Below are 23,682 nucleotides of genomic sequence, written 5' to 3'. Positions count from 1 at the left end.
TTGCGTTTCGACATCTCTGATCTCCTTCTCGTCGAAGATCAGCAGACTGCAAATCGTAGCTTATGTCAGTGTCCGAATTTCGGGGGGTAGCTCACCGTGACCGTTCTACGCCGGCCATAGCCGCCCGAACCCGGTTTCTTGTTCGTTTTGACCTTTTTCGTCCAGATCTTCGCACTCGTGTCAATTTCCCTTCGACGGACGGCGCGGTTCTTTCGCCTGTGCAATCGCCTGCAAGTGCGTCTGTGCGACTTCATGGGCCATTTTCAGCCCGATGGCTGGATAGTCGCCCAGTTTGAGGTTCAGCTTTCGCCCGTCGTGACCACGGGTGGAAAGGGCGAACGTCTTCGCGCCCTTTCGTGAGCTGGTGTTGTGCAGGTAGGTCACGCCGCTGTCCGTCTTCTTTCCCTTGAGGGCGAAGGCGGGCTTGGGCAGCCCCCGACGCACCATCGCACGCTAACGACTCTCTGGTCCGTTGCGGACGATCGGTACCGTGTAATCCGGATAGATTTCAGCCGGCGCGAGGTTGCCGACCTCCGGCGCCCTGGTCATAGCGTGGGCGATGTCGATGATCGACTGCCGGGCAGTCGTATTGCTGTACAGATTGCACATGCGCTGAGATTAGGGCGACGCCTCGTCCGCGGCAACGGTGCGCTTGTTCTTCTAATGTTCTCGTGTAGGTTTGGTGCAGGAGGACGAGTGCCGGACCTTGGCGGACGCGGCGAAGCCCAGCCAGATTGTCACACTGCGCTGCCACCGCTGCCGCAGGATGGTGAACTTTCTCGCCCCGGACCTGGTCCAGATCGTCGGACCCGGGCACTACATCCACGTAACGCCTTTCGCCTGTACGCGGTGCGGAACGGATGAATTCGTGGCTGTGTCGGTGAGAAGTGCGACGCGAGAGGACCTTGGCAAGATGCTTGAGGAACTCCCTGAGATCGAGCGAGAGACGGAAGGCCTTGCCCTCTCTCGTCAGGCTTCAAGAAGGTGAATTGCTCGCTTGGCAAGCGCCGGGTCGCGCCTCGGGGCGCAGCCCCAAGTCGGCATGACCGCTCTGGCTGGTGGGGCCTCGCAGCCCCACCCTGGCATGTCGATGCGGTCGGGGGGGCGGTCGCATCACCAATGCCGTTCGCGCCCTAAAGCTTTACCACGCGGACATGGTTGCCCTTGGCGCCCAGGGCGATCTTGCCGTCGCATAGCCGCAGCGCGTCGTCGCCGAAGACCTCGGCGCGCCAGCCGTGCAGCGCCGGAAGGTCACGTTGGCCGGCGGCGATCTGGTCGAGATCGGACGCGGTGGCGATCAGCTTGGGCGCGACGCCGGCCGAGTCGGCCTTCGCCTTGAGCAGCACGCGAAGCAGATCGGCAAGCGCCGGGTTGACCTGAAGCTGCGTCGAGGGCTTGTCGATTTTCGGAAGCTCTTCGGGCGGCAGCGCCAGCCCCGCCTTCACCGCCGCCAGGATCCCGTCCGCGATGTCGCCGCGCCGGGCTTCGCGCAACAGCAGGCGCGAGCGGCCCAGATCCTCGATCGTGGCCGGCTTGGTCGAGGCCAGTTCAAGCAGCGCGTCATCCTTCATCACCCGGGCGCGCGGGATGTTGCGCGACTGCGCGTAATCCTCGCGAAACCGGGCGAGTTCTTTCACCAGGCCCAGGAATTTCGGCGAATGGGTGCGGGTCTTGATCCGTTTCCAGGCCTCTTCCGGCCGGGTGACATAGGTGGCGGGATCGGTCAGGACGGCCAGTTCCTCGGCCACCCATTTGCCGCGGCCGGACTTGGCGATCTCGGCGGCGAGATGTTCGTAGATCACCCGCAGATGGGTCACGTCGGCCAGCGCATAGGTCTTTTGCGCCTCACTCAGCGGGCGGCGCGACCAATCGGTGAAGCGCGAGGTCTTGTCGAGCGATTGGCGCGCGATCTTGCGCACCAGGGTCTCATAGCCGACCTGTTCGCCGAAGCCGCAGACCATTGCCGCGATCTGGGTGTCGAACAGCGGATCGGGAAACACGCCGCCTTCGACGAAGAAGATTTCCAGATCCTGGCGCGCGGCATGAAACACCTTCACGGTCGGCTGGTGGCGGAACAGATCGTAAAGCGGCTCTAGCGACAGCCCATCGACCAGCGGATCGACCAGCACGGCCTCGCCGCCGTGGTCTTCGGGCAGGGCCATCTGGATCAGGCAGAGCTTCGACCAGTAGCTGCGTTCGCGCAGGAATTCGGTATCAAGCGTGACATAGGGCGCTTGTTTGGCGGCGTCGCAGAACTGCGCCAGCTCTTCGGTGGTTGTCAGGGTCTTCATGCCTTGTCCGGGCTGAGGGTTTGGCCACGGGGTCATCCCGCTGATCCGCTATAGGAGGCGCGGGCCGGAAAGGGAAGACCGCACGGCAGGGCCGGAAACGCGAAGCGCGTCCTTTCCAGCCCGCCGTGTGGGGGGTGGGGCGCCGTCAGGCGGCGCGGCGCGCCAGCAGCCCGTCAACGATTTCCTCGGCCAGATCGGCGGGGCTGCGGCCCGAGCGGGCGGCGCTGGCGAGGATGCGCTCCAGCGTGGCTTCGGCGGCGGCAAGCTTCTCGGCCACGAAGGTTTCACGATCCGCGATGCGCAGGATCTCGGTCGCGACATTGATGATGCCGCCGGCATTGGCGACGAAATCCGGGGCGTAGAGGATGCCGCGCGCCTGCAGCCGGGCCGCGTCCTCGGGGGTGGCAAGCTGGTTGTTGGCGCCGCCCGCGACCGCCGCGACCCGCAGCGCGGGGATCGTGCTTTCGTTCAGCACCGCGCCCACGGCGCAGGGGGCCAGGATGTCGGCCTCGACGGCCAGGATCGCCTCGGGGGGCACCGCCTCGGCGCCGAAATCGGCCACCGCCTGCGCGACCCGCGCGGGATCCATGTCGGTAACCACCAGCCGGGCGCCGGCCTCGTGCAGCATTTGCGCCAGATAGGCGCCGACATGGCCCAGACCCTGCAGCGCCACCCGCCGGCCCGACAGGTCATCGGTGCCCAGGCGATGGCGCGCGGTCACCCTGATGGCGTTGAAGATCCCCCGCGCGGTGATGGGAGAGGGGTCGCCGCTGGCGAATTCGCCGTCGGGCAGGCCGGCGACATAGGCCGTGCCCGCCGCCACATGGGCCATGTCGGCGGGGCTCATCCCCATGTCCTCGGCAGTCCAGTAGCGGCCTTCGAGGGTGTCGATCGCGCGGCCGAAGGCTTCCAGCATCTGCGGGGTCTTGGTGGCGGGATCGCCCAGGATCACCGCCTTGCCGCCACCCAGCGGCAGGCCCGCGGCGGCGTTCTTGTAGGTCATCCCGCGCGACAGGCGCAACGCGTCGGTCAGCGCCGCGGCCTCATCCGCGTAGGGCCGCATCCGCAGCCCCCCCGCCGCCGGCCCCAGCGCCGTCGAATGTACCGCGATGAAGCCGGTCAGCCCCAGCGCCGGTTCTTCCACGCGCAGCACCTTCTCATGGCTGGTGATCGTGACTTCGGTGATCTTCATGCTCGCCTCCCTGGGCCGATTTCCTGTTCCCAAGATGCCATTGCCGCCGCGCGGATTTTCGCCAAAAAGCCATGTAATGGGTGGAATACTTGGCGGATTTGGTCGATTATCAAGCAGGAAGTAGAGGATTCCACCATGGACGTGATAGATCGCAGAATCATCGCCGTGTTGCAGACGTCGGGGCGGATCACCACGACCGAGCTGGCCGAACGGGTCGGCCTGTCGCCGACGCCCTGCGCGCGGCGCGTCGACCGGCTGGAACGGGAAGGGGTCATCACCGGCTACGGCGCGCGGGTGGATCCGGCCAAGCTGGGCCTGCCGGTGTCGATCTTCGTCTCGGTCGAACTGGACCGCCAGGACCGCGCCGCGATCGTGGCGTTCGAACGCGCGATCCGGGGATTCGAGGAGGTGATGGAATGCCATCTGATGACCGGCTCGCGCGACGTGCTGTTGCGGGTGGCGGCGGCGGATCTGACGGCCTTCGACCGGTTCCTGGAGGAAAAGCTGATGCAGGTGAAGGGGATCCGCAACCTGCGTTCGAACTTTGCGCTGCGCACGATCCTTCAGCGCGTCGCCTATCCGGCCTGATCAGCCCGCGCGGCGCGCGCGCCCACTGGATCTTGGCCCGGCGATCCTCTATGGCGAAGCCATGACCCAGAGCCTCACCATCCGCCGCCCCGACGACTGGCACCTGCATCTGCGCGACGGCGCCATGCTGGAAGGCGTGCTGCCCGAAACCGCGCGCCATTTCGCCCGTGCCATCGTCATGCCCAACCTGGTGCCGCCGGTGGTGACCGCCGCCCAGGCCGCCGCCTATCGCGAACGCATTCTTGCGGCGCTGCCCGAGGGCATGGATTTCACCCCGCTGATGACGCTTTACCTGACCGAGGATACCGATCCCAACGACGTGATCGCCGCGGCCGCCTCGGGGCTGGTGCAGGCGGTGAAGCTTTACCCCGCGGGGGCCACCACCAATTCCGCCTCGGGCGTGCGCGATTTCGACCGCGTGCGCGCGGTGCTTGAGGCGATGGCCGAAGTCGGCCTGCCGCTGTGCGTCCACGGCGAGGTGACGACACCAGAGGTCGACATCTTCGACCGCGAGGCAGTGTTCATCGACAAGATGCTGGATCCGATCCGCCGCGCGACCCCGGGCCTGCGGGTGGTGATGGAGCATATCACCACGCGGGATGGGGTCGATTATGTCCGCGCGGGCGGCGAGGATCTGGGCGCCACGATCACCACCCATCACCTGGTGATCAACCGCAACCATATCTTGGTGGGCGGGATCAAGCCGCACTACTACTGCCTGCCCGTCGCCAAGCGCGAGGAACATCGCCTGGCGCTGCGCGCCGCTGCCACCTCGGGGCCGGGGCGATTCTTCCTGGGCACTGACAGCGCCCCCCATATCGACGCGCTGAAGGAACATGCCTGCGGCTGCGCCGGCTGCTTCACCGCGACCAACACGCTGTCGATCCTGGCCGAGGTGTTCGAGCAGGACGAAGCGCTGGACCGGCTTGAAACCTTCACCTCGCTCAATGGCCGGGCTTTCTACGGCCTGCCCCCGAACGAGGCGCGGATCACCCTGGTGAAAGGCGATCCCGTCACCTATCCCGCGAAGATCCTGACCGGTGCGGGGCCGGTGACGCTGTTCGATCCGGGCTATGCGCTGCACTGGCGGGTCGCCTGACCATGGCGCTGCATGACCATGTGGTGCCGCTGATCGTCGAAGGCCGCACGGCCGAGTTGGCCGAGGCGCTGATCGACCTGCCGGGATATGCGCTGACCAACCTTCCGGCGGGCTGCATGGGGCCGGCGCTCGACTGGCTGGTCGAAGCCGGCCGTCTGGACGAGGCGCTGGTGCTTTACCATTCCGCCCATGCGGTGCAGGCGGCGCTGCCGCTGCCCTTGTCGCTGGCCGAGGGTCTTGCGGCGCGGGGCCTGGACGATCAGGCATTGGATCTGCTGAAAGGCTGGCGCGAGGGCGCGCGCAAGCGGCCCGGTGAATATCTTACCCAGGCCGATGCGCTGGAACGTCTTGCCGGCCCCGGCGCGGCGCTGCCGGTGATGGCCGCGGCCGCCCGTGCCTTTCCGCAATCGGGCGCCTTCGCCAGCCACAATGCGCGGCTGTTGCTGGAAACCGGCGATGCCGCCGCGGCGCTGGCGGAGCTGGACCGCGGGCTGGAGGCCGACCCGATTCAGCCGCCCTGGGTGCGTGGCCTGCGCGCGGCGCTGAGCGGCGCGCCGGTGACGCTGGGGATGCTGACGCTGGAACTGCCACTCGATCTGCTGGGGCCGGGGCCGCTGCTGGAGATCCTGCGCGGCCAGCACCGCGCGGGCGCCCGCGCCGCCGCCCTGGCTGGGCTGGCAGACGGGGCCGCGATCCACGACGCCGCCGCCGGGCCGGGCGCGCTGGCGCTGATGCTTGCCGCCGCCGCCCCCGGCGCCACGGTGAGTGCCTCGGATCCCGACGCCCCGCTTGCAGCGCTTGCCATACGCAACCTCGCGGCCAATGGGCTGGCCGGGGCGCTGACTGGGGCGCTGACCGAAGGGCAGGGGGCCTCCATCCTCATCACCCGGCTGACCGAGGCGGCGCCCGAGATCCCCGCCTCGGTCATCCGGCTGATCCTGGAACCCGCGCCGGGGCTTTCCGCGCCCGCGCTGACCGCCCATCTGACCGCGCTTTTCGCCGCCGGCTTCACGCTGGATCTTGCCGCCGGCGGCGCCGACCTTGTCGTCCTTTCCCGTCCCGCCTGAAGGAGTCCGCCCATGCTGCCCGCCGCCTATCCGCCCAAGGAGGAAATCGCCCGCCTGACCGCCCGCATGCTGCTGGAGATCAAGGCCGTCCATTTCAACGCGGATAAGCCCTTCACCCTGGCCTCGGGCCTGCCGTCGCCGACCTATATCGACTGCCGCAAGCTGATCTCGTATCCGCGCATCCGGTCCACGCTGATGGATTTCCTGGCCTGCACGGTGCTGCGCGAGGCCGGGTTCGAGGCCTTCGACAACATCGCCGGAGGAGAGACCGCGGGCATTCCCTTCGCCGCCATGATGGCCGAACGTCTTGGCCTGCCGATGACCTATGTGCGCAAGAAGCCGAAAGGTTACGGCCGCAACGCCCGCATCGAGGGCGTCATGACCGAGGGCCAGCGCGTGCTCTTGGTCGAGGATCTGACCACCGACGGCGGATCGAAGCTGAGCTTCGTCGACGCGATCCGCGACACCGGCGCCAGTTGCGGCCATACGGCGGTGATCTTCTACTACGGGATCTTCCCCGAGACGGTGAAGACGCTGGGCGATCATGGCGTGCAGCTGCATCATCTGTGCAGTTGGTGGGACGTGCTGCAAGAGGCGCGCGCGCAAGAGGCCTTCGACACCGCGACCCTGCGCGAGGTAGAGGCCTTCCTGACCCGGCCCCGCGCCTGGCAGGATGCCCGCAAGGGCTGATCGTGCGCAGGCGCCGGGCCGCCTACACGAAAATTTCTGTGGAGCGTGATGTGGATCAGCGGTGGACAAATCCGCGCAGGAATCACCTTTCCGTCACCTGAAGGATGCGCGTCCCTGCCAGATGTGGTAGGCTTTCATTTCGTCCCAACCATATCAGGCGGGCGGCGCGAAACTGCCCACAGGGTTTTCCCAAGAGTTGTGCCTTCTTTCCACGACTCGGTTAATCGCGTATCCGACCGCATTGGGCGGGGCGAGCAACAAGATGAAGTCCGGGCCGGCTTGGCCGGGCGAGAGGACAAGAATGAACGAGATGAGTGTAAGCCGTGCTCCTGCGGAGGCGGCGGACCAGCAGGTTGCACCGCACAACATCGAGGCCGAGCAGCAACTTCTCGGCGCGATCCTGACCAATAACGACGTCTTCGACCGGATTGCCTCGGTGGTGAAGGCCGAGCATTTCTACGACCCGCTGCACCGGCGCATCTTTGAGCTGTCGGCGGCGCGGATCCAGAAGAACGCGCTGGCCTCTCCGGTCACGTTGAAGGCCTTTCTGGAGGATGACGAGGGCCTCAAGGAAGTCGGCGGCCCGGCTTACCTTGCGCGGCTTGCGGGGGCGGCGATCTCGGCCCATGCGGCGCGCGACTACGGGCAGATGATCTACGACCTGGCGGTGCGGCGCGAACTGATCGAACTGGGGCGCGAGATTTCCCAAAAGGCCGCCAAGGTCGATGTCGCGAACGAGCCCAAGGAGCAGATCGTCGAGGCCGAGCAGCGGCTTTACAAGCTGGGCGAACAGGGCGTGGCCGAACGCGGTTTCCAATCCTTCCTCAAGGCGGTGACCGATGCGGTGAACGTCGCCAACGCCGCCTATCAGCGCGACGGCGGGCTGGCGGGGATCTCGACCGGCCTGGTGGATCTGGACCGCAAGCTGGGCGGCCTGCATCCGTCCGACCTGCTGATCCTGGCCGGGCGGCCGTCGATGGGCAAGACCTCGCTGGCCACCAACATCGCCTTCAACATCGCCAAGGCCTACAAGCGCGGGCAGCGCCCGGACGGGGCCGAAGGGGCGGTCTCTGGCGGCGTCGTGGGGTTCTTCTCGCTCGAGATGTCGGCCGAACAGCTGGCGGCGCGGATCCTGTCGGAGGCCTCCGAGGTGCCCTCGGAACAGATCCGCCGCGGCGACATGACCGAGGGCGAGTTCCGCCGCTTCGTGGAGGCCGCGAAATCGCTCGAGAACTGCCCGCTCTATATCGACGACACGCCGGCCTTGCCGATCAGCCAGGTCGCCGCCCGCTGCCGGCGGCTGAAACGCACCCATGGGCTGGATGTGGTGATGGTCGACTATCTGCAGCTTCTGAAGGCGGCGTCCGCCAAGGACAGCCGCGTCAACGAGGTCAGCGAGATCACCCAGGGCCTGAAGGCGATCGCCAAGGAGCTGAACATCCCGGTGATCGCGCTGTCGCAGTTGTCGCGTCAGGTCGAAAGCCGCGACGACAAGCGGCCGCAGCTGTCGGACCTGCGCGAATCCGGCTCGATCGAGCAGGACGCCGATGTGGTGATGTTCGTGTTCCGCGAGGAATATTACAAGGAACGCGAAAAGCCCGGCGATCACGACCTGGAAGCCATGGCGAAATGGCAGGAGATCATGGAGAAGGTGCATGGCAAGGCCGAAGTGATCATCGGCAAGCAACGCCACGGGCCGATCGGTTCGGTCGAGCTTAGCTTCGAGGGCCGCTTCACCCGCTTCGGCAATCTCGTCAAGTCTTACCAGCAGGGCGCCGACCACGACGCGTTCTGACCAAGCGCCGGCGCGGCGGGGCATTCCCGCCGGCCGGCGAGGCCGCCCGCCGGCAGCACGGCAAGCCGGCATGGCCCTTCATCTTGGCGAAAATACTCCGCGGGAGTCGCCGTCGGAGCGCCATCGGCCCGGGCGATGATGGCGGCGGGGTGGCCCCCCGCGCCGGTTCGGACCCGGTACAGGTTGGATCCTGGGCGCGGCCTAGCGTGCGTAAACGGTGATCTTGGGCAGGGCGGTCAAATTCAGCCCCAGCGCGCGATACGCGGCCAGCGACAACTGGCTGCCGCTGGTGCCGGGTCCGTTGCCGGGCAGCAAGTCCACCTTCAGAGATTTGCCGCCCAGCGCCACGCGGCCCTTCCGCGGGGCCTTCACCAGCGGCGTGCGCAGCCAGAAGCCCGGCCGGGCCGGATCGCCCAGGCTTGCGACGCTTTCGCCCAGCCGGTGCATCGCGCCCGACGGCCCGGCCGCCAGTGCCGCCTGCCGCTGTGCCTGAGTGCTGTGGTCCAGCGCCGCCGGGGCGGCCGCGGCGGCGGGCCCCAGCGGACCGCGCACGATCCGCGCCGGCGCGGCCTCGTGCCGGGGCAGGGCGGTGCAGCCCGCCAGCGCCGCCGCGCAGGTCAAGACGATATAGATACGCATGTTGCCTCCATCCGGTTGCCCGCCCAAGCCTACTTGCGCGCCCGGGCGGGGACAATCGCCCTCGGCGGTGCCTTGCCGGTTCATTCGATCTTGTCCGCCCGACCGCCCCGCACTAGGTTCCGGGGCATGACAGCCCCGCTTATAGACCCATTCGCCCGTGCGATCTCTTACCTGCGTGTCTCGGTGACGGACCGTTGCGATTTCCGCTGCACCTATTGCATGACCGAACACATGCAATTCCTGCCCAAGAAGGAATTGCTGACGCTGGAGGAGTTGGACCGCCTGTGCAGCGCCTTCGTCGGCCTCGGCGTCGAGAAGCTGCGCATCACCGGCGGAGAGCCGCTGGTCCGGCGCGGCATCATGACCTTCTTCGAGGCGATGGCGCGGCATCTCGAAACCGGCGCGCTGAAGGAGTTGACGCTGACGACCAACGGATCGCAGCTAAAGCGTTTCGCCGCCGATCTGGCGGCCTGCGGCGTGCGGCGCGTCAATGTCTCGCTCGACACGCTGGACGACGCGAAATTCGCCCGCATCACCCGCTGGGGCCGCCTGGCGCAGGTGCAAGAGGGAATCGCGGCGGCGCGGGACGCGGGGCTGCGGGTCAAGATCAACGTGGTCGCGCTGAAGGGCGTGAACGAGGACGAGCTGTTCCCGATCGTCGAATGGTGCGCCGATCAGGGCCATGATCTGACCTTCATCGAGGTCATGCCGATGGGCGACATGGGCGAGGAGGACCGGATCGACCAGTACTGGTCGCTGAAGGATCTGCGCGCCCGCCTGGCCGAACGCTACAGCCTGACCGATCTGGCCGAGCGCAGCGGCGGTCCGGCCCGATATGTGCGCCTGGAAGAGACCGGCCAGAAGATCGGCTTCATCACGCCGCTCAGCCACAATTTCTGCGAAAGCTGCAACCGCGTGCGCCTGACTTGCACGGGCGAGCTTTACATGTGTCTGGGCCAGGAAGACCGCGCCGATCTGCGCGCGCCGTTGCGCGCCAGCGACGACGATGCGGCGCTGGAGGACGCGATCCGCGCCGCCATCGCGAAGAAGCCCAAGGGCCACGATTTCGACTATTCGCGCCAGCAGGTCGCGGGCCAGGTCACCCGCCACATGAGCCATACCGGCGGCTGAAAGGGCCGAACGGCGCAGCCCCGCCATGGCGGCGCAGAAACCGGGCAAGGCCAACGGCGGCGCAAACAGGGCGCGCGCCTGCCCGTGGGGGGCGCCGCCCGGCGGCGAAGCGTCGCCATCTATTGTTCAGCATCCCCCTGGCGCACGCGTGATCGAAGGTTGCAAGGCGCCGGCCCGTGGCGACGGGCAGGCGCGCGCCCTGCGCCTTCGGCGCGCACCGGGCGAAAGAGGGCGGGGTTCGGGGCCGATGCGCCCGCCGGCCTCAGGCCGCGGGCATCCGGCTTTCGACCATTTCGGCGTACCAGCTTGACCCGAAGGGGATCGCGTTGTCGTCGAAATTATAGGCCGGATGGTGCACCATCGCGGTATCGCCGTTGCCCAGGAAGATATAGGCGCCGGGCCGCGCGTTCAGCATGAAGCTGAAATCCTCGGCCCCCATCATCGGATTGATCGAGGTATCGACATTGCCGGCCACCGATTGCGCCGCCTGCAGCGCGAACTCGGTGTTCTCCTCGGCGTTCATGGTCACCGGATAGCCGCGCCGGTATTCGATCTGCGCGGTGGCGCCGAAGGTCTGGGCGGTGCCGGTGACGATCTGCTTGATGCGCTCCTCGACGAAATCCTGAACCTTGGGGTCTAGCGTGCGGACGGTGGCGCGCAGGGTCACGGTCTGGGGTATGACGTTGAAGGCCTCGCTTTCGGTGCGGAAGCTGCAGACAGAAACCACCACCTGTTTCAGCGGATCTACGTTGCGGCTGGCGATCGATTGCAGCGCCACCACGATATGCGAGGCCACCAGCGTGGTGTCGATGCAGTCGTGCGGCTTTGCTGCATGGCCGCCCTTGCCGGTGATCACCGCCTCGAACTGGTCGGCGGCCGCCATCATCGGGCCCGGGCGGATCGCGAATTTGCCGACCGGAATGCCCGGCATGTTGTGCATCCCATAGACTTCCTGGATGCCGAAACGGTCCATCATGCCGTCGCGCACCATCTCGTCTCCGCCGCCGCCGCCTTCTTCGGCGGGCTGGAAGATCACCACCGCGGTGCCGTCGAAATTGCGCGTCTCGGCCAGGTATTTCGCGGCCCCCAGCAGCATCGCCGTATGCCCGTCATGGCCGCAGGCATGCATCTTGCCCGGCACCTTCGAGGCATAGGGCAGGCCGGTCGCCTCTTTGATCGGCAGCGCGTCCATGTCGGCGCGCAGGCCCACGACGCGGCCGGCCTTGTCGGTCTTGCCCTTGATCACGCCGACGACGCCGGTGCGGCCGATGCCCTCGACCACCTCGTCGCAGCCGAATTCGCGCAGCCGATCCGCCACCAGCGCCGAGGTGCGATGGGTGTCGAACAAGAGTTCCGGGTTTTCGTGCAGGTCGCGCCGCCAGGCGGTGATCTCGGGCAGCAGTTCGGCGAAACGGTTCTTGACTGGCATGGTTTGCTCCCTTGAGGGCCGTCCACGCGCGGGTGCGGGGCGGATCCAACGCATCGGTCGATGATTTCGTCTGAGGGCGGGTTTCGGGCCGCCCGGCGGCGGGGATCGTGGCGCGAAACGACCGGGGCCGCAAGCCCCCGCCGCCCCTGCTGATGCACCCGGCGCGGCCTGGCCGACCGGAGCCGGTCGAAACGGCCCCGGCCATAAGACAAGGGGACCGGCCTTGCGGGCGGTCCCCTTCGATCGCATGTGATCTGTTCGGCGGCCCGGCCACGTCCGCGTGGCCGGGCCTGGCGCCTGAAGCAGTCAGGCCTTGCGGCGACGCAGCGCGAAAAGCCCGCCGATCCCGGCGATCAACGCCCATCCCGCGGCCGGCAGCGGCACCGGCGCCGTCGGCGACAGCGACCCCTGCTTCAGCAGCGCATATCGCACCTGCCCGCCAGCCACGAGATATTCGCCGTTCCCGTTGCCCCAGAACGACACCTTGGTGAAAGAGCCGGTATCGTCGAAAGCGGCGACGAAGATCTCATAGACGTTCGACCCCGGGTTGCTTTGCGACGGGAAACGCCCCTGCGAAGAAGTGCTCGCGCTTGCCACCTTGATCGGTGTGCCGCCGTCGAAGGAGATGAACAATTCGGTCACCGGACTGAAGCAGCAGGTCGCCCAATCCCCCACTTCGAAGCCGACCGCATTGACCGCGCTGGCGAAGGTCAGCGTCATTCCGCTGTTGAAATAATCCATCGGGTTGGTGCGCGGGTTGCTGCCGCCGCCGGTGGGGTTGATGCCGATCACCTGACCCGACATCGTGCCGTAGGTCGTCGCCCCGAGGCTGCCGCCGTCGTTGTTGGTGATCGTATAGGCCCCGCGGTTGATCGAGGTGCCGCCGCCAAGGCCGGTCCAGGTGTCGGAGCTGACGATCCCGCCGGCGCCCGTCACCGTGCTGTCGAAAGAGGCCCGGCCGGCCGCGATGCCGTCATAAACCGTCGCGATCGTCGCGTTCGCCGCACCGGCAAAGCCGACCGCGAAGGCGACGACAGCCAAAAATTTGCATTTTCTAAGCATGGAATCCTCCAAACAATATCCGAAGTCATGTGCCGCGTGGAGAAATCTCCGTGCGCGCAGCTGGAAAAACGTGAATTCAGAACAAGCACTCTATCACTAATATGTGATCACTTTAGCACTAATTGTGATCGCCGCAACACCAATTCGGGCGGAAATAGGGCGCGTTTGCGGCAAGCATGCGGCCCGGATCGCCCTCGTGCGGCGCTTCCTCCGGGCCGGCCTGACGGGGCAATGCGGGATCGGTGCACGGGGCGAAGGGCACGCGCGGCAATATGCGACGCCCCCACGGCGGGGCTTGACCTGTTCGTGATGCCTGCCATCGTCGGCAGGCGGGGCGGGCGCTGTGCGGCGCGCGCCGCCGCCCTAGGTAAAGCGACGCGGGCCCGCCTCGGGGCCCCGAACACGGAGCGACACGCGACATGAGCCTGCTGGCTGATCTGCTTTCCACCGTCTTCGAGCGGCGGCTGATGCCCTGGTCCGCGGTGCCGGGTGACGGGCGCACGCTGCGCGAGATGTGCGCCGATCTTCTGGACCGCACCGGCGAGGTGACCGGTCAGAGCACCGCGCGCCAGATCCTGGATCTTCACGCGACGCTGGGCGATGATCAGAAGCTGGACTTCTACCGTCATCTGGCGACCGATCTGGGCGTCGACACCGCCGCGCTTCGGGCCGCGCTCGACGCCTATGAAGCCGGGCAGAATCGCGACAGCTATGGCGCGCTGATGGCCGCGTCCGAACCGCCGCGGCAAGAACTAATCCGCCGGCTGAACCGCGCGCCGGGCGGCACCGGCGCGCTGGTCAAGATGCGCGCGGATCTGCTGCGTCTGGGCCGCAAGGATCCCGAACTTCGCGCGCTGGACCTGGATTTCCAGCATCTCTTCGCCTCGTGGTTCAACCGCGGCTTTCTGGTGCTGCGCCCGATCAACTGGGAAAGCCCCGCCCATATCCTGGAGAAGATCATCCAGTATGAGGCAGTTCATGCGATCGACAGCTGGGAAGACCTGCGCCGCCGGCTGGAGCCGGGCGACCGGCGCTGTTTCGCCTTCTTCCACCCCGCCATGCCGGACGAGCCGCTGATCTTTGTCGAGGTGGCGCTGACGCGGAAGGTCCCCGGCTCGGTCCAGGCGCTGCTGGCCGAGGACCGCGCCCCGCTGGCCGCGCATGAGGCCGACACGGCGGTGTTCTATTCGATCTCGAACTGCCAGTCGGGGCTGGCGGGGATCTCGTTCGGCAATTCGCTGATCAAGCAGGTGGCGGCCGATCTGGCGCGCGAATTGCCGGGATTGACGACCTTCGTCACGCTGTCGCCGATCCCGGGGCTGATGCGCTGGATCGGCGACCAGGGCCTTGCGGTCGACCCCGAGGACGATATCGCGCTGCGCCGGCTGGCGGCGCGCTATCTGCTGGAGGCAAAGCGCGAGGACGGGTTGCCGCTGGATCCGGTGGCGCGGTTCCATCTGGGCAATGGCGCACAGGTGCATCAGGTCCATGCCCGCGCCGATCTGTCCGGAAACGGCCGGGCGCAATCGGGCGGCGTGATGGTGAACTACCTTTACGCGCTGCCGCGCATCGCCCAGAACCACGAGCGCTTCATCACCTCCCGTACAATTGCCGCCTCGTCCGAGATCCGCACGCTGTCGAAAGCGGCGGACCTGACTGTGGCCTGATCCGGACCTGATCCGGGCCTGGCCGGGGCCCTGAAGGGGGTCGCTTGGGGGTGGGCGCCGTCGCCGGCCAGACCTGCCGCGCGGCGGGGTTCGGGCGCGCGCGTTCAGCCTCGGTTCAGCTACTTCAAACGGCTGTGAAATATAGGTTTTTTTGCGGAACCCGGCGGATGGCGCGGCGTTGGTCTCGCGGATGCCGAGACGGCGGGCCCCGGAGGGGCCCCGGCCTCTTTCAGGGCATCCGGTCAGGCCTTCGACCTGGCCAAAGTTTGATCGGCGCGTCAGCCGCCCTGTCGGCCTGGTCCGCGGGGTGTCTTCGCGCAATCGCCACGCCGGTGTCGGTCATGCCTTGGCCGGTGCCGCGCGGCGGGGTTGCGCGGGACCCGCGGTGCGGCCCACCCGCCGGTGGCCGGTCAAGTTGCGAAAGGAAACGACAATGAAGACCCGTCTCACGAAGATCGCAGCCATCGCCGCGATTGCCTTGAGCGCCGCCGCGCCGATGGCGATGGCAGATGCTTTCCAGACCGGCACGGTGACCGCGATCAACCGCGACCGCGCCACCGTCGCGATCAACGGCGAAAGCTACAGCCTGCGCGGCCACGCGGTCGCCAGGCCGGGGGTTGGCGAAAAGGTGCTTTACAAGACCGATTCCGACGATGCGACGCCGCCGGTGGTGGCGGTGAAGGCCGCGCCGGACAGCTATGTGGCCGACGCCTCGATGACGGTCGTGCCCTATCATGCGCTGCGGGTGCCCCTTGGCCTGAACCAAAGCAGCCACCCGAACCAAAGCGCCACCTCGGCAAGTGAGCCGGTCGGCCTTGCGGGGTCGGTGTCGGGCGGGCTGTCGGCCGGTATCGGTGGCGGCCTGGGCAGCCAGAACCACTGACCCCTGCGCGAACGCCGCCGATCGCGGCGCGTGATCGTCTTGGGCCCGCCGGCCGATATGCCGGCGGGTCTTGTACTTCGGGGCTTGCACCCCGCGCCGCCGGCCGGCCGTGGGACGGCAGCTTTTCCTTGCTGAAGAAACGGGCGCGGCGCCCAAGCTTTCGGCGCGATCGGGGCGAAAGCCTCTGACCGGGCCGGCGCCGTGGCGACGCCGTCCATGGGGCGGCCCGGATCGGTTTGTCGTCTGCCCGAGTCCAGATCGCCGGGGATCATGCCGAACCGTCTTTCCATCGTCGTCGTCGAGGCCGATCGCACGCGGGCGCTGCTGATCGTCGACCGCCGGCGCGAGGTGGGCGAATTCGACATCTCGGTGCTCGCCGAGGTCACCGGCCTGGCGCGCCATATCTCTCGCCATGATCCGGATGTGGTGTTGGTCGACATCACCAGCCCCTCGCGCGACATGCTCGAGGAATTGGAACTGGCGTCCGGCCCGCTGGAACGACCGGTGGCGATGTTCGTGGACCGATCCGACGATGGGCTGACCAAGGCGGCGGTAGAGGCCGGGGTGTCGGCCTATGGGGTGGACGGGCTGCGCGCCGACCGCATCAAGCCGATCCTCGACGCGGCGATCGCGCGGTTCCACATGTTCCAGCGCCTGCGGGTGGAGTTGGAAACCACCAAGCGTGCGCTCGAGGGACACAAGGTGATCGACCGCGCCAAAGGGCCGCCGCTGATGAAGGCGCGCGGCCTGGCCGCGGACGAGATCGACGCCTTCTGCATCGGCGCGCCCTGGGGTTCCATCGCGGTTGAGCAGGGGGTGGGGAAATTGCTGCTGCCTGGCACCGCGATCCGCGCCTTCGCCCCCGAAAAGGTGCTGGCCGCGCGCCACGACTGGACCGAGGCGGAACCCGATCTGGCCCGGCGTCTGATGCGCGCCGCCTGGCGGGCCGGGCGCTGGGTCGCGCGGCCCGAGAACCATGTCACCGTCTCCGCGATCCTGTCGCGCCCCGGATATCTGGACCTGCCCGCCGAGGTGATCGAGCGGTCGCTGTCGGGGCGGCTGGTGATCTCTCCGCGCGGAGAGATGCGCCGGAGGGCTATCCCTGGCGCTCGCAGGGACGCGGATTCTGCGCCCCGATCGTTTTTTCGATGGCTATGTTTTCGACCCGGACAGTCCGGAATGATGCCAAAACGGGCATTCCCGGGCCCCGCTGCCGCAATGCGGCGCCCTCCGGCCTGCCAACCCGCCTGACGCGTTGACAGCCATACCCGCCTTGGTTGTCACAGGGGCATGTCCGGGGCAATGGCGTCCCGTTCCCGACATCCACCCACAAAGCCGCGGGTAGCCGAACAAAGCCGTTCGACCCCTCTGCCAGATCCGGCAGGGCAGGTTGCGCGGCTTTTTTGTCATTTCCGGCCCATGCCGTCGGGCCTTGGACAGGACGCATCCCAGATGAAACCGCCCCTTTCCGGGGCGGTTGTGCCCTCTTTCGTTGCTGCCGCGCTGCTGGCCGGCCCGGCCTTATTAGCCGACATGCTGAACGTCGAGAAGCCCCAGCTGAAGCTGGGCTTCATCAAGCTCACCGACATGGCGCCGCTGGCGATCGCCAAGGAAAGGCATTTCTTCGAGGACGAGGGGTTGAACGTCACGCTCGAGGCTCAGGCGAACTGGAAGGCGCTGCTGGACCGGGTGATCTCGGGCAAATTGGGCGGGGCGCAGATGCTGGCCGGGCAGCCGCAGGCGGCGACGCTGGGCTATGGCACCAAGGCGCATATCGTCTCGCCCTGTTCGATGGATCTGAGCGGCAATGCGATCACCGTGTCGAACGGCTTCTGGAAGCAGATGCTGCCCGATCTTGCCAAGGGGCCGGACGGCAGGCCGCTGCATCCGATCTCGGCCGCCGTGCTGAAGCCGGTGGTTCAGAAATATCGCGATCAGGGCAAGCCGTTCAACATGGGCATGGTGTTCCCGGTCTCGTCGTACAATTACCAGCCGCGCTACTGGCTGGCGGCGGCGGGGATCGACCCGGCCTTCTACAGTCCCACCGATTCCAGCGGCACGATCGACGCCCAGGCGCTGCTGTCGGTCACCCCGCCGCCGCAGATGCCGGCGACGTGCGAATCCGGCACGATCTACGGCTATTGCGTGGGCGAGCCGTGGAACGAGGCGGCGGTGGCCAAGGGCATCGGCATGCCGGTGGTGACATCCTACGAGATCTGGAAGAACAACCCCGAACAGGTGTTCGGCGTCACCGCCGCCTTCGCCAGGAAATACCCCAACACCACGATTGCCCTGACCAAGGCGCTGATCCGCGCGGGCATGTGGCTGGACGCGGATCACGGCAGGAACCGTGCCGAAGCGGTGAAGATCCTGGCCGAGCCGCAATATGTCGGTACTGATGCCCATGTGATCGCCAATTCGATGATGGGCACGTTTGAGTACGAGAAGGGCGACACCCGCAAGATGCTGGATTTCAACGTCTTCTTCCGGCATGGGCGACCTATCCGTTCTATTCCGACGCGATCTGGTACCTGACCCAGATGCGCCGCTGGGGCCAGATCGCCCACGCCCATCCCGACAGCTGGTATGTCGATGTCGCCAAGTCGGTCTACAAGCCGAAGATCTACCTGAAGGCCGCGAAAAGCCTGATCCAGGACGGCGCGGCGCCCCGGTCGGCCCGGGCAAGGCCCGCCAGCAGGTTGATCAGCGTCGGCTTGCCGGGCCCCGAGCGCGGGATGGTGTTCCAGTCCTATTCGCTGATGCCGTGGCTTACGGTGCAGGGCAATGTGGGCCTTGCCGTCCGGCCGCGGCAAATCCACCGTGCTGACCATGACGGCGGGGCTGAACGCGGTGTCGAAGGGCGGAAGGGCGGCATCAAGCTGGACGGCTTCGAAGTGTCCGGCGCCGATCCCGAACGCGCCGTGGGGGTAGAGCGGGTCTATCCCGACGCCACCCGGGCCGAGCGCCAGGACGTGGTGGAATACTACCTGGAACGCGTCGGCCTGTCTGACGCGATGGACCGTCCCGCCGCGCAGATGTCGATGGGTATGCAGCAAAGGATGGGGATCGCGCGCGCCTTCGCGCTGTCGCCGAAGCTTTTGTTGCTGGATGAACCCTTCGGGATGCTCGACAGCCTGACGCGCTGGGAATTGCAGGATGTGCTGATGGTGGTCTGGTCGCGCACTCGCGTCACCACCGTCTGTGTCACCCATGACGTGGACGAGGCGATCCTGCTGGCCGACCGGGTGGTGATGATGACCAACGGCCCGCGCGCCACGATCGGAAACAGCATGAAGGTCGACCTGCCGCGCCCGCGCCCGCGTTCGCGCAAGGCGCTGCTGCAGCATCCCGATTACTACGCCTACCGCGAAGAGTTGATCGGCTTCCTGGCCGACCACGACCGCCACGCGCGGAAGGGCGCGCGCAAAGAGGAGGCCGCATGATGGCCCAGAAACTTGTCGTCATCGGGGCGGGCATGGCCTCGGGTCGGGTGCTGGAACATCTGACCGAGGCCGCGCCGGACGCCTTCGACATCACCCTGTTCAACGCCAAGCCGCGGGGCAATTACAACCGCATCATGTTTGGCCCCGTGCTGGCCGGCGACAAAAGCTACGACCGGATCGTCACCCATGACGATGCCTGGTATGAGGCGCATGACATCACCTGCCGCTTCGGCGCGCCGGTGACGCGGATCGATCGCGCGGCGAAGCGGGTGATCGCGGGTGGGCAGGCGACACCCTATGACAAGCTTGTCATTGCCACCGGCTTGGCCCCGTTCATCATTCCGGTCGCCGGGCGCGATCTGTCCGGCGTGGTCAGCTTCCGCAACCTCGACGATGTGGAACGAATGCAGGCGGCCGCGGCGCCAGCAAGGCGATCCTGGGCGAGGCGCGCGCCGAGGCGGTACTGCTGGAGGACGGCACCGTCTATCCCGCCGATCTGTTGGTGATGGCGGTGGGCATCCGCCCCGAGACGCGCCTGGCGGTCGATGCGCATCCGGAGGTCGAGCGCGGCATCGTCGTGTCGGATCGGATGGTGACCTCGGATCCCGATATCCTGGCGGTGGGCGAATGCACCGAACATCAGGGCCAGCTATTCGGCCTGGTCGCGCCGCTTTACGATCAGGCGTAGGTGGCGGCGCAGGTGCTGCTGGCCGAACCCGCCGCCTTCCGGCCGCGCCAGACCGCGACCAAGCTGAAGGTCACCGGCTGCGATCTGTTCAGCGCCGGCGATTTCGCGGAGGGAGAGGGCCGCGAAGAGATCGTCTTTCGCGACCCCGCGCGTGGCATCTACAAGCGGCTGGTGTTGCAAGACGACCGTCTTGTCGGCGCGGTGATGAATGGCGACACCGCCGATGGCAACTGGTTCTTCGGGCTGATGCGCGCAGGCACCGACCTGTCGGACATGCGCGAGACGCTGATCTTCGGCCCGGCCTTTCAGGGGGGCGCCCCGGCGGACCCTATGGCGGCCGTTGCAGCCTTGCCGGATGAGGCAGAGATCTGCGGCTGCAACGGCGTCAACAAGCGCCGCATCGTCGCCGCGATCCAGGGCGGGGCCGGAACGCTGGAGGCGGTGCGCGCCTGCACCAAGGCCGGCGGGTCCTGCGGCACCTGCTCTGGCCTGGTCGAGCAGCTTCTGGCGGTCACGCTGGGCGACGCCTTCGCCGCGCCTGCCGCGCGTCCGGTCTGCGGCTGCACCGATCTGACGCACGAGGACCTGCGCCGTCTGATCAAGGCGCGGGCGCTGAAATCCATGCCCGCGGTGATGCAGGAACTGGGTTGGAAATCCTCCTGCGGCTGCCATGTCTGCCGCCCGGCGCTGAACTTCTACCTGCTGGCCGACTGGCCGCTGGACTACCGAGACGACCCGCAATCGCGGCGGGTGAATGAACGCAACCACGCCAATCTCCAGAAGGACGGCACCTATAGCGTGATGCCGCGCATGCGGGGCGGCATGACCAACCCCGCCGAACTGCGCGCCATTGCCGACGCGGCCGAGAAATTCGGCGCCGCGGTCAAGGTCACCGGCGGCCAGCGCATCGACCTTCTGGGCAGCGCCAAGCAGGACCTGCCCGAGATCCGGGCCGATCTGAATGCCGCCGGCATGGTGTCGGGACACGCCTATTCCAAGGGGCTGCGCACGGTGAAGACCTGCGTGGGATCGGATTGGTGCCGGTTCGGGACGCAGGATTCGACCGGCCTGGAGATCAAGCTGGAAAAGCGGCTGCGGGGGGCCTGGACCCCGCACAAGGTGAAGCTGGGGGTGTCGGGCTGCCCGCGCAACTGTGCCGAGGCCACCTGCAAGGATGTCGGCGTGGTCTGTGTCGACAGCGGCTATCAGATCGGCGTCGCCGGGGCGGCGGGCATGGATGTGAAGCCGACCGAATGCCTCGCCGATATCGCGACCGAGGAGGCGGCAGTGGAATGGATCGTGGCCTTCGTCCAGCTTTACCGCGAACATGCCAAGTATCTGGACCGGCGCTACAAATGGGTGGTCAATGTGGGGCTAGACTGGGTGAAGGAGGTGCTTTCGAACGACATCCGGCGCGCCGATCTGGTGGCCGGGTTCGACCTTTTGCGGACGGGCTATCAGAAGGATCCCTGGGCCGCGCGCACCGATGCCGCCACCCGCCGCGCCTGGGCGCCGCTGGCCGATCTGGCCCGGGAGGCCGCGGAATGAGCTGGATCGACATCGGCGGGCTTGACGACATCCCGCGTCGCGGCGCGCGTGTGCTGAAGACGGCGCAGGGCTGCGTCGCGGTGTTCCGCACCCAGGATGACCGGGTCTTCGCGCTGGACGATCGCTGCCCGCACAAGGGCGGGCAATTGTCCGAAGGGCTGGCGCATGGCCTGCGCGTGACCTGCCCGCTGCACAATTGGGTCTTCGATCTGGAAACCGGGCTGGCCCAGGGCGCCGATGAAGGCGCTGTCGCCACCTTCGCCGCGCGGATAGAGGGCGGGCGGCGGGCGGATCTGGCTGGACGCGGCGCGGCTTTTGCGGCGCGGGGCGGCGTGATGGGGGACGCGCTGCGCACCACATGCCCCTATTGCGGGGTGGGCTGCGGGATCCTGGCGCGGCCCGACGGGCGCGGCGGCGTCTGCGTGGCGGGTGATCCCGATCATCCGGCGAACCGTGGCCGGCTGTGTCCCAAGGGCGCCGCCCTGGCCGAGACCACCGGCCCCGAGGGGCGGCTTTTGTGGCCGCGCATCGGCGGTGTGCGGCCAGTTGGGTCGCGGCGCTTGACCTGATCGCGGCGCGTTTCGGCCAGGCGGCCGCCGCGCGCACGGATCTGTCGGTCACCGGGCTGAGGCGCGCCGCGTTGCGGGAATTCTTCGACATGTGGATCGGCTGCGAACGGGTGGTGACGGTCTATAGCCAGGGGGTGAACCGATTGCCCTCGGGGACCGACAAGGTGAACGCGATTCTCAATTGTCATCTTGCCACAGGACGGATCGGGCGGCCTGCGATTTCGCCGTCGTCTCGGATGTGACGGCCGATGCCGATACAGATACCGCGCGGTTGGCCGATGTGCTGCTGCCCGCCGCCGGTTGGGGCGAAAAGGACTGCACAGTGACCAATTCCGAACGCCGCATCTCGCGCCAGCGGCGGTTCCGGGCGGCCCCGGGCGAGGCCCGGCCGGATTGGTGGGCGTTGGCCCGGCTGGCGCGGCGCCTGGGCTGGGGGGCGGCGTTCGATTGCGACGGCCCGGCGGCGATCCTTCGCGAATATGCGGCCATGTCGGGGCCGCGGGCGCGCTGGGGGGGCGATTTCGACATCTTGGCGCGGGCCGGGCGGACGGCGGCGCAATACGATGCCATGGCGCCCTTCACCTGGCCCGTGCGCGCGGACGGGCAGGGCGCGCGGGCCAGCGCGCGCTTCTTTGCCCGGGGCGGTTTCTTCACTCCGGACCGGCGCGCGCGGATGCTGCCGAGCCGCCGGCGGCGCAGCCCTGCGCGGCCTATCCGCTGCGGCTCAACACCGGCCGGGTGCGCGACCATTGGCACACCATGACACGGACCGCGAAATCGCCGCGCCTCAGCCAGCACATGGCCGAGCCCTATCTGGAAATCCACCCCGCCGACGCCGCGCGCCTGGGGCTGGAGCCGGCGACCATCGCCGAGGTCACCAGCCCGACGGGGCGGGCGCTGTTGCGTGTCATGGTGAGCGATCGGGCCGCGCCCGGGCAGGTCTTCGCGCCGATACGCTGGAGCGGCGAAACCACGTCCGCCGGTCGGGTGGATACGCCGGGGCGGTCGCTGACCGAACGCGGCGCGACCGACCGGGTGGTGCTGGCCACCGGCACCTGCCGCGCGGCCGGCCGTGGCCCTAGCCCTTCACCGACCAGCCGCCGTCGATGATCAGCGTCTGGCCGGTCATCCAGGCCCCCGCGCGCGAGGCCAGGAACACCGCGGCGCCGGCGATATCGTCAGGTTCCCCCAACCGGCCCAGGGCATAGCTTTTCGCCGCCCGCTCGGCGTTCTTGGGGTCTTCCCACAGCGCACGCGCGAAATCCGTCTTCACGATTGCCGGGGCAATGCCGTTGGCGCGGATGTTGTCGCGCCCGTAGGCCACCGCCAGGTTGCGCACCAGCTGCGCATCGGCCGCCTTGGTGATCGCGTACATCCCCAACTCGTCCGAGCCCTTGAAGGCCGCGATCGACGAGACCACCACGATCGCCCCGCCGCCGGCCGCGCGCATCCCCGGCACCACGCGCCTGGCCAGCCGCATGTTCGAGCGGATGTTCACCCGCACCGTCTTGTCGAAGGCGTCGTCGGGCGTGTCCAGGAAAGGGCCGAAATAGGGGTTCACCGCGGCATTGCAGACCAGGATGTCCACGGGGCCGAGTTCGGCCTCGGTGCGGTCGATCAGGGCGTCGACCGCCGCGTCATCCGAGATGTTCGCCGCGATCGGCACCGCGCGCGCGCCGGTGGCCGCGATCTCGGCCGCCACCGCGTCGCAGGCATCGGCCTTGCGAGACGAGATGACCACCCGCGCGCCCGCCGCCGCCATCGCCCGCGCACAGGCCAGGCCGATCCCCTTGGTTGAGCCGGTTATCAGTGCGGTCTTGCCGCTCAGGTCGAACAGGTCCATCTTTCCTCCGCAGCGTCATGCTTGTGATGCGCGAGATTTAGCGCCAGGCAACTTTGGC

Annotated in this window: 21 protein-coding genes and 3 pseudogenes; 17 read left to right on the top strand and 7 right to left on the bottom strand. The window is 67.6% G+C overall.

The window, feature by feature from the left end; all coding sequences use genetic code 11:
- Nucleotides 1-180: 180 nt before the first annotated feature.
- From BLV97_RS16355 to BLV97_RS16340, 3 genes are all read right to left on the bottom strand, one after another.
- Entirely contained in the window at nt 181-447 is a 267-nt protein-coding gene (locus BLV97_RS16355; protein WP_051645842.1) for an integrase arm-type DNA-binding domain-containing protein, read from the bottom strand.
- Between the two features lie 686 nt (nt 448-1,133).
- Nucleotides 1,134-2,291 (bottom strand): ribonuclease D, encoded by a 1,158-nt coding sequence (gene rnd, locus BLV97_RS16345; protein ID WP_035838325.1) that lies wholly within the window; start codon nt 2,289-2,291, stop codon nt 1,134-1,136.
- A 145-nt stretch (nt 2,292-2,436) separates the two neighbouring features.
- Entirely contained in the window at nt 2,437-3,483 is a 1,047-nt protein-coding gene (locus BLV97_RS16340; protein WP_035838323.1) for a Glu/Leu/Phe/Val family dehydrogenase, read from the bottom strand.
- A gap of 135 nt (nt 3,484-3,618) precedes the next feature.
- On the opposite strand from BLV97_RS16340, the gene BLV97_RS16335 reads away from it, so the two are divergent.
- From BLV97_RS16335 to BLV97_RS16315, 5 genes are all read left to right on the top strand, one after another.
- Nucleotides 3,619-4,071: an Lrp/AsnC family transcriptional regulator gene (locus tag BLV97_RS16335; protein ID WP_035838321.1), complete on the top strand. Its 453-nt coding sequence runs from the start codon at nt 3,619-3,621 to the stop codon at nt 4,069-4,071.
- A gap of 61 nt (nt 4,072-4,132) precedes the next feature.
- On the top strand, nt 4,133-5,170 hold the full coding sequence (gene pyrC, locus BLV97_RS16330; RefSeq protein WP_035838319.1) for a dihydroorotase: 1,038 nt from the start codon (nt 4,133-4,135) through the stop codon (nt 5,168-5,170).
- Nucleotides 5,171-5,172: 2 nt separating this feature from the next.
- The gene (locus BLV97_RS16325) at nt 5,173-6,237 is read left to right on the top strand and encodes a tetratricopeptide repeat protein (protein ID WP_035838317.1); all 1,065 of its coding nucleotides are present in this window, start codon (nt 5,173-5,175) and stop codon (nt 6,235-6,237) included.
- A 12-nt stretch (nt 6,238-6,249) separates the two neighbouring features.
- On the top strand, nt 6,250-6,927 hold the full coding sequence (locus tag BLV97_RS16320; RefSeq protein WP_035838315.1) for an orotate phosphoribosyltransferase: 678 nt from the start codon (nt 6,250-6,252) through the stop codon (nt 6,925-6,927).
- Nucleotides 6,928-7,228: 301 nt separating this feature from the next.
- Complete coding sequence (locus tag BLV97_RS16315; protein ID WP_035838313.1) at nt 7,229-8,722, top strand: replicative DNA helicase; 1,494 nt, start codon at nt 7,229-7,231, stop codon at nt 8,720-8,722.
- Between the two features lie 201 nt (nt 8,723-8,923).
- On the opposite strand, the gene BLV97_RS16310 is transcribed toward BLV97_RS16315, so the two are convergent.
- The gene (locus BLV97_RS16310; protein ID WP_035838340.1) at nt 8,924-9,361 is read right to left on the bottom strand and encodes a hypothetical protein; all 438 of its coding nucleotides are present in this window, start codon (nt 9,359-9,361) and stop codon (nt 8,924-8,926) included.
- Between the two features lie 126 nt (nt 9,362-9,487).
- On the opposite strand from BLV97_RS16310, the gene moaA reads away from it, so the two are divergent.
- Nucleotides 9,488-10,492, top strand: coding sequence for a GTP 3',8-cyclase MoaA (gene moaA / locus BLV97_RS16305; RefSeq protein ID WP_035838311.1), 1,005 nt, complete (start codon nt 9,488-9,490; stop codon nt 10,490-10,492).
- A gap of 262 nt (nt 10,493-10,754) precedes the next feature.
- On the opposite strand, the gene BLV97_RS16300 is transcribed toward moaA, so the two are convergent.
- Both BLV97_RS16300 and BLV97_RS21655 read right to left on the bottom strand, forming a co-directional pair.
- The gene (locus BLV97_RS16300; RefSeq protein ID WP_035838309.1) at nt 10,755-11,921 is read right to left on the bottom strand and encodes a M20 aminoacylase family protein; all 1,167 of its coding nucleotides are present in this window, start codon (nt 11,919-11,921) and stop codon (nt 10,755-10,757) included.
- Nucleotides 11,922-12,227: 306 nt separating this feature from the next.
- Nucleotides 12,228-12,983 carry a VPLPA-CTERM sorting domain-containing protein gene (locus BLV97_RS21655; protein WP_051645841.1) on the bottom strand — a complete coding sequence of 252 codons (756 nt, stop codon included), beginning with the start codon at nt 12,981-12,983 and terminating at the stop codon, nt 12,228-12,230.
- Between the two features lie 419 nt (nt 12,984-13,402).
- Between BLV97_RS21655 and BLV97_RS16290 the strand changes: the two genes are divergently transcribed.
- The 11 genes and pseudogenes from BLV97_RS16290 to BLV97_RS21870 all read left to right on the top strand — a co-directional run bounded on the left by BLV97_RS16290 (nt 13,403) and on the right by BLV97_RS21870 (nt 22,891).
- On the top strand, nt 13,403-14,650 hold the full coding sequence (locus BLV97_RS16290) for a malonyl-CoA decarboxylase (protein WP_035838307.1): 1,248 nt from the start codon (nt 13,403-13,405) through the stop codon (nt 14,648-14,650).
- A gap of 433 nt (nt 14,651-15,083) precedes the next feature.
- The gene (locus BLV97_RS16285) at nt 15,084-15,533 is read left to right on the top strand and encodes a hypothetical protein (RefSeq protein ID WP_035838306.1); all 450 of its coding nucleotides are present in this window, start codon (nt 15,084-15,086) and stop codon (nt 15,531-15,533) included.
- 270 nt (nt 15,534-15,803) lie between these two features.
- Nucleotides 15,804-16,784 (top strand): ABC transporter substrate-binding protein, encoded by a 981-nt coding sequence (locus tag BLV97_RS16280; protein WP_081824896.1) that lies wholly within the window; start codon nt 15,804-15,806, stop codon nt 16,782-16,784.
- Between the two features lie 201 nt (nt 16,785-16,985).
- Nucleotides 16,986-18,199: pseudogene (locus tag BLV97_RS16275) on the top strand (CmpA/NrtA family ABC transporter substrate-binding protein); the annotation flags it as partial.
- 69 nt (nt 18,200-18,268) lie between these two features.
- The gene (locus tag BLV97_RS21650) at nt 18,269-18,976 is read left to right on the top strand and encodes an ABC transporter ATP-binding protein (RefSeq protein WP_092164153.1); all 708 of its coding nucleotides are present in this window, start codon (nt 18,269-18,271) and stop codon (nt 18,974-18,976) included.
- A pseudogene (nirB, locus tag BLV97_RS16265) lies at nt 18,976-21,212 on the top strand (nitrite reductase large subunit NirB). Before BLV97_RS21650 ends, nirB begins: the two are co-directional and overlap by 1 nt.
- Nucleotides 21,209-21,526, top strand: a pseudogene (gene nirD / locus BLV97_RS16260) (nitrite reductase small subunit NirD); the annotation flags it as partial. The pseudogenes nirB and nirD, both read left to right, overlap by 4 nt.
- Before the next feature lie 21 nt (nt 21,527-21,547).
- Nucleotides 21,548-21,781: a hypothetical protein gene (locus tag BLV97_RS21885; RefSeq protein WP_308430855.1), complete on the top strand. Its 234-nt coding sequence runs from the start codon at nt 21,548-21,550 to the stop codon at nt 21,779-21,781.
- Complete coding sequence (locus BLV97_RS21880) at nt 21,730-22,023, top strand: hypothetical protein (RefSeq protein WP_035838304.1); 294 nt, start codon at nt 21,730-21,732, stop codon at nt 22,021-22,023. Before BLV97_RS21885 ends, BLV97_RS21880 begins: the two co-directional genes overlap by 52 nt.
- Nucleotides 22,020-22,544 carry a molybdopterin-dependent oxidoreductase gene (locus BLV97_RS21875; protein WP_035838301.1) on the top strand — a complete coding sequence of 175 codons (525 nt, stop codon included), beginning with the start codon at nt 22,020-22,022 and terminating at the stop codon, nt 22,542-22,544. Before BLV97_RS21880 ends, BLV97_RS21875 begins: the two co-directional genes overlap by 4 nt.
- Nucleotides 22,541-22,891: a molybdopterin dinucleotide binding domain-containing protein gene (locus tag BLV97_RS21870; protein ID WP_081824893.1), complete on the top strand. Its 351-nt coding sequence runs from the start codon at nt 22,541-22,543 to the stop codon at nt 22,889-22,891. Before BLV97_RS21875 ends, BLV97_RS21870 begins: the two co-directional genes overlap by 4 nt.
- Here the strand turns inward: BLV97_RS21870 and BLV97_RS16250 are convergent.
- Complete coding sequence (locus BLV97_RS16250) at nt 22,860-23,624, bottom strand: SDR family NAD(P)-dependent oxidoreductase (RefSeq protein WP_035838297.1); 765 nt, start codon at nt 23,622-23,624, stop codon at nt 22,860-22,862. The two genes, BLV97_RS21870 and BLV97_RS16250, sit on opposite strands and share 32 nt — an antisense overlap.
- Nucleotides 23,625-23,682 lie beyond the last annotated feature (58 nt).

It is taken from the genome of Allgaiera indica (assembly GCF_900106675.1).
GTDB lineage: Bacteria > Pseudomonadota > Alphaproteobacteria > Rhodobacterales > Rhodobacteraceae > Acidimangrovimonas > Acidimangrovimonas indica.
Note: the sequence above shows the minus strand (reverse complement) of the source record. Positions and strands in the feature narration are given on the sequence as shown.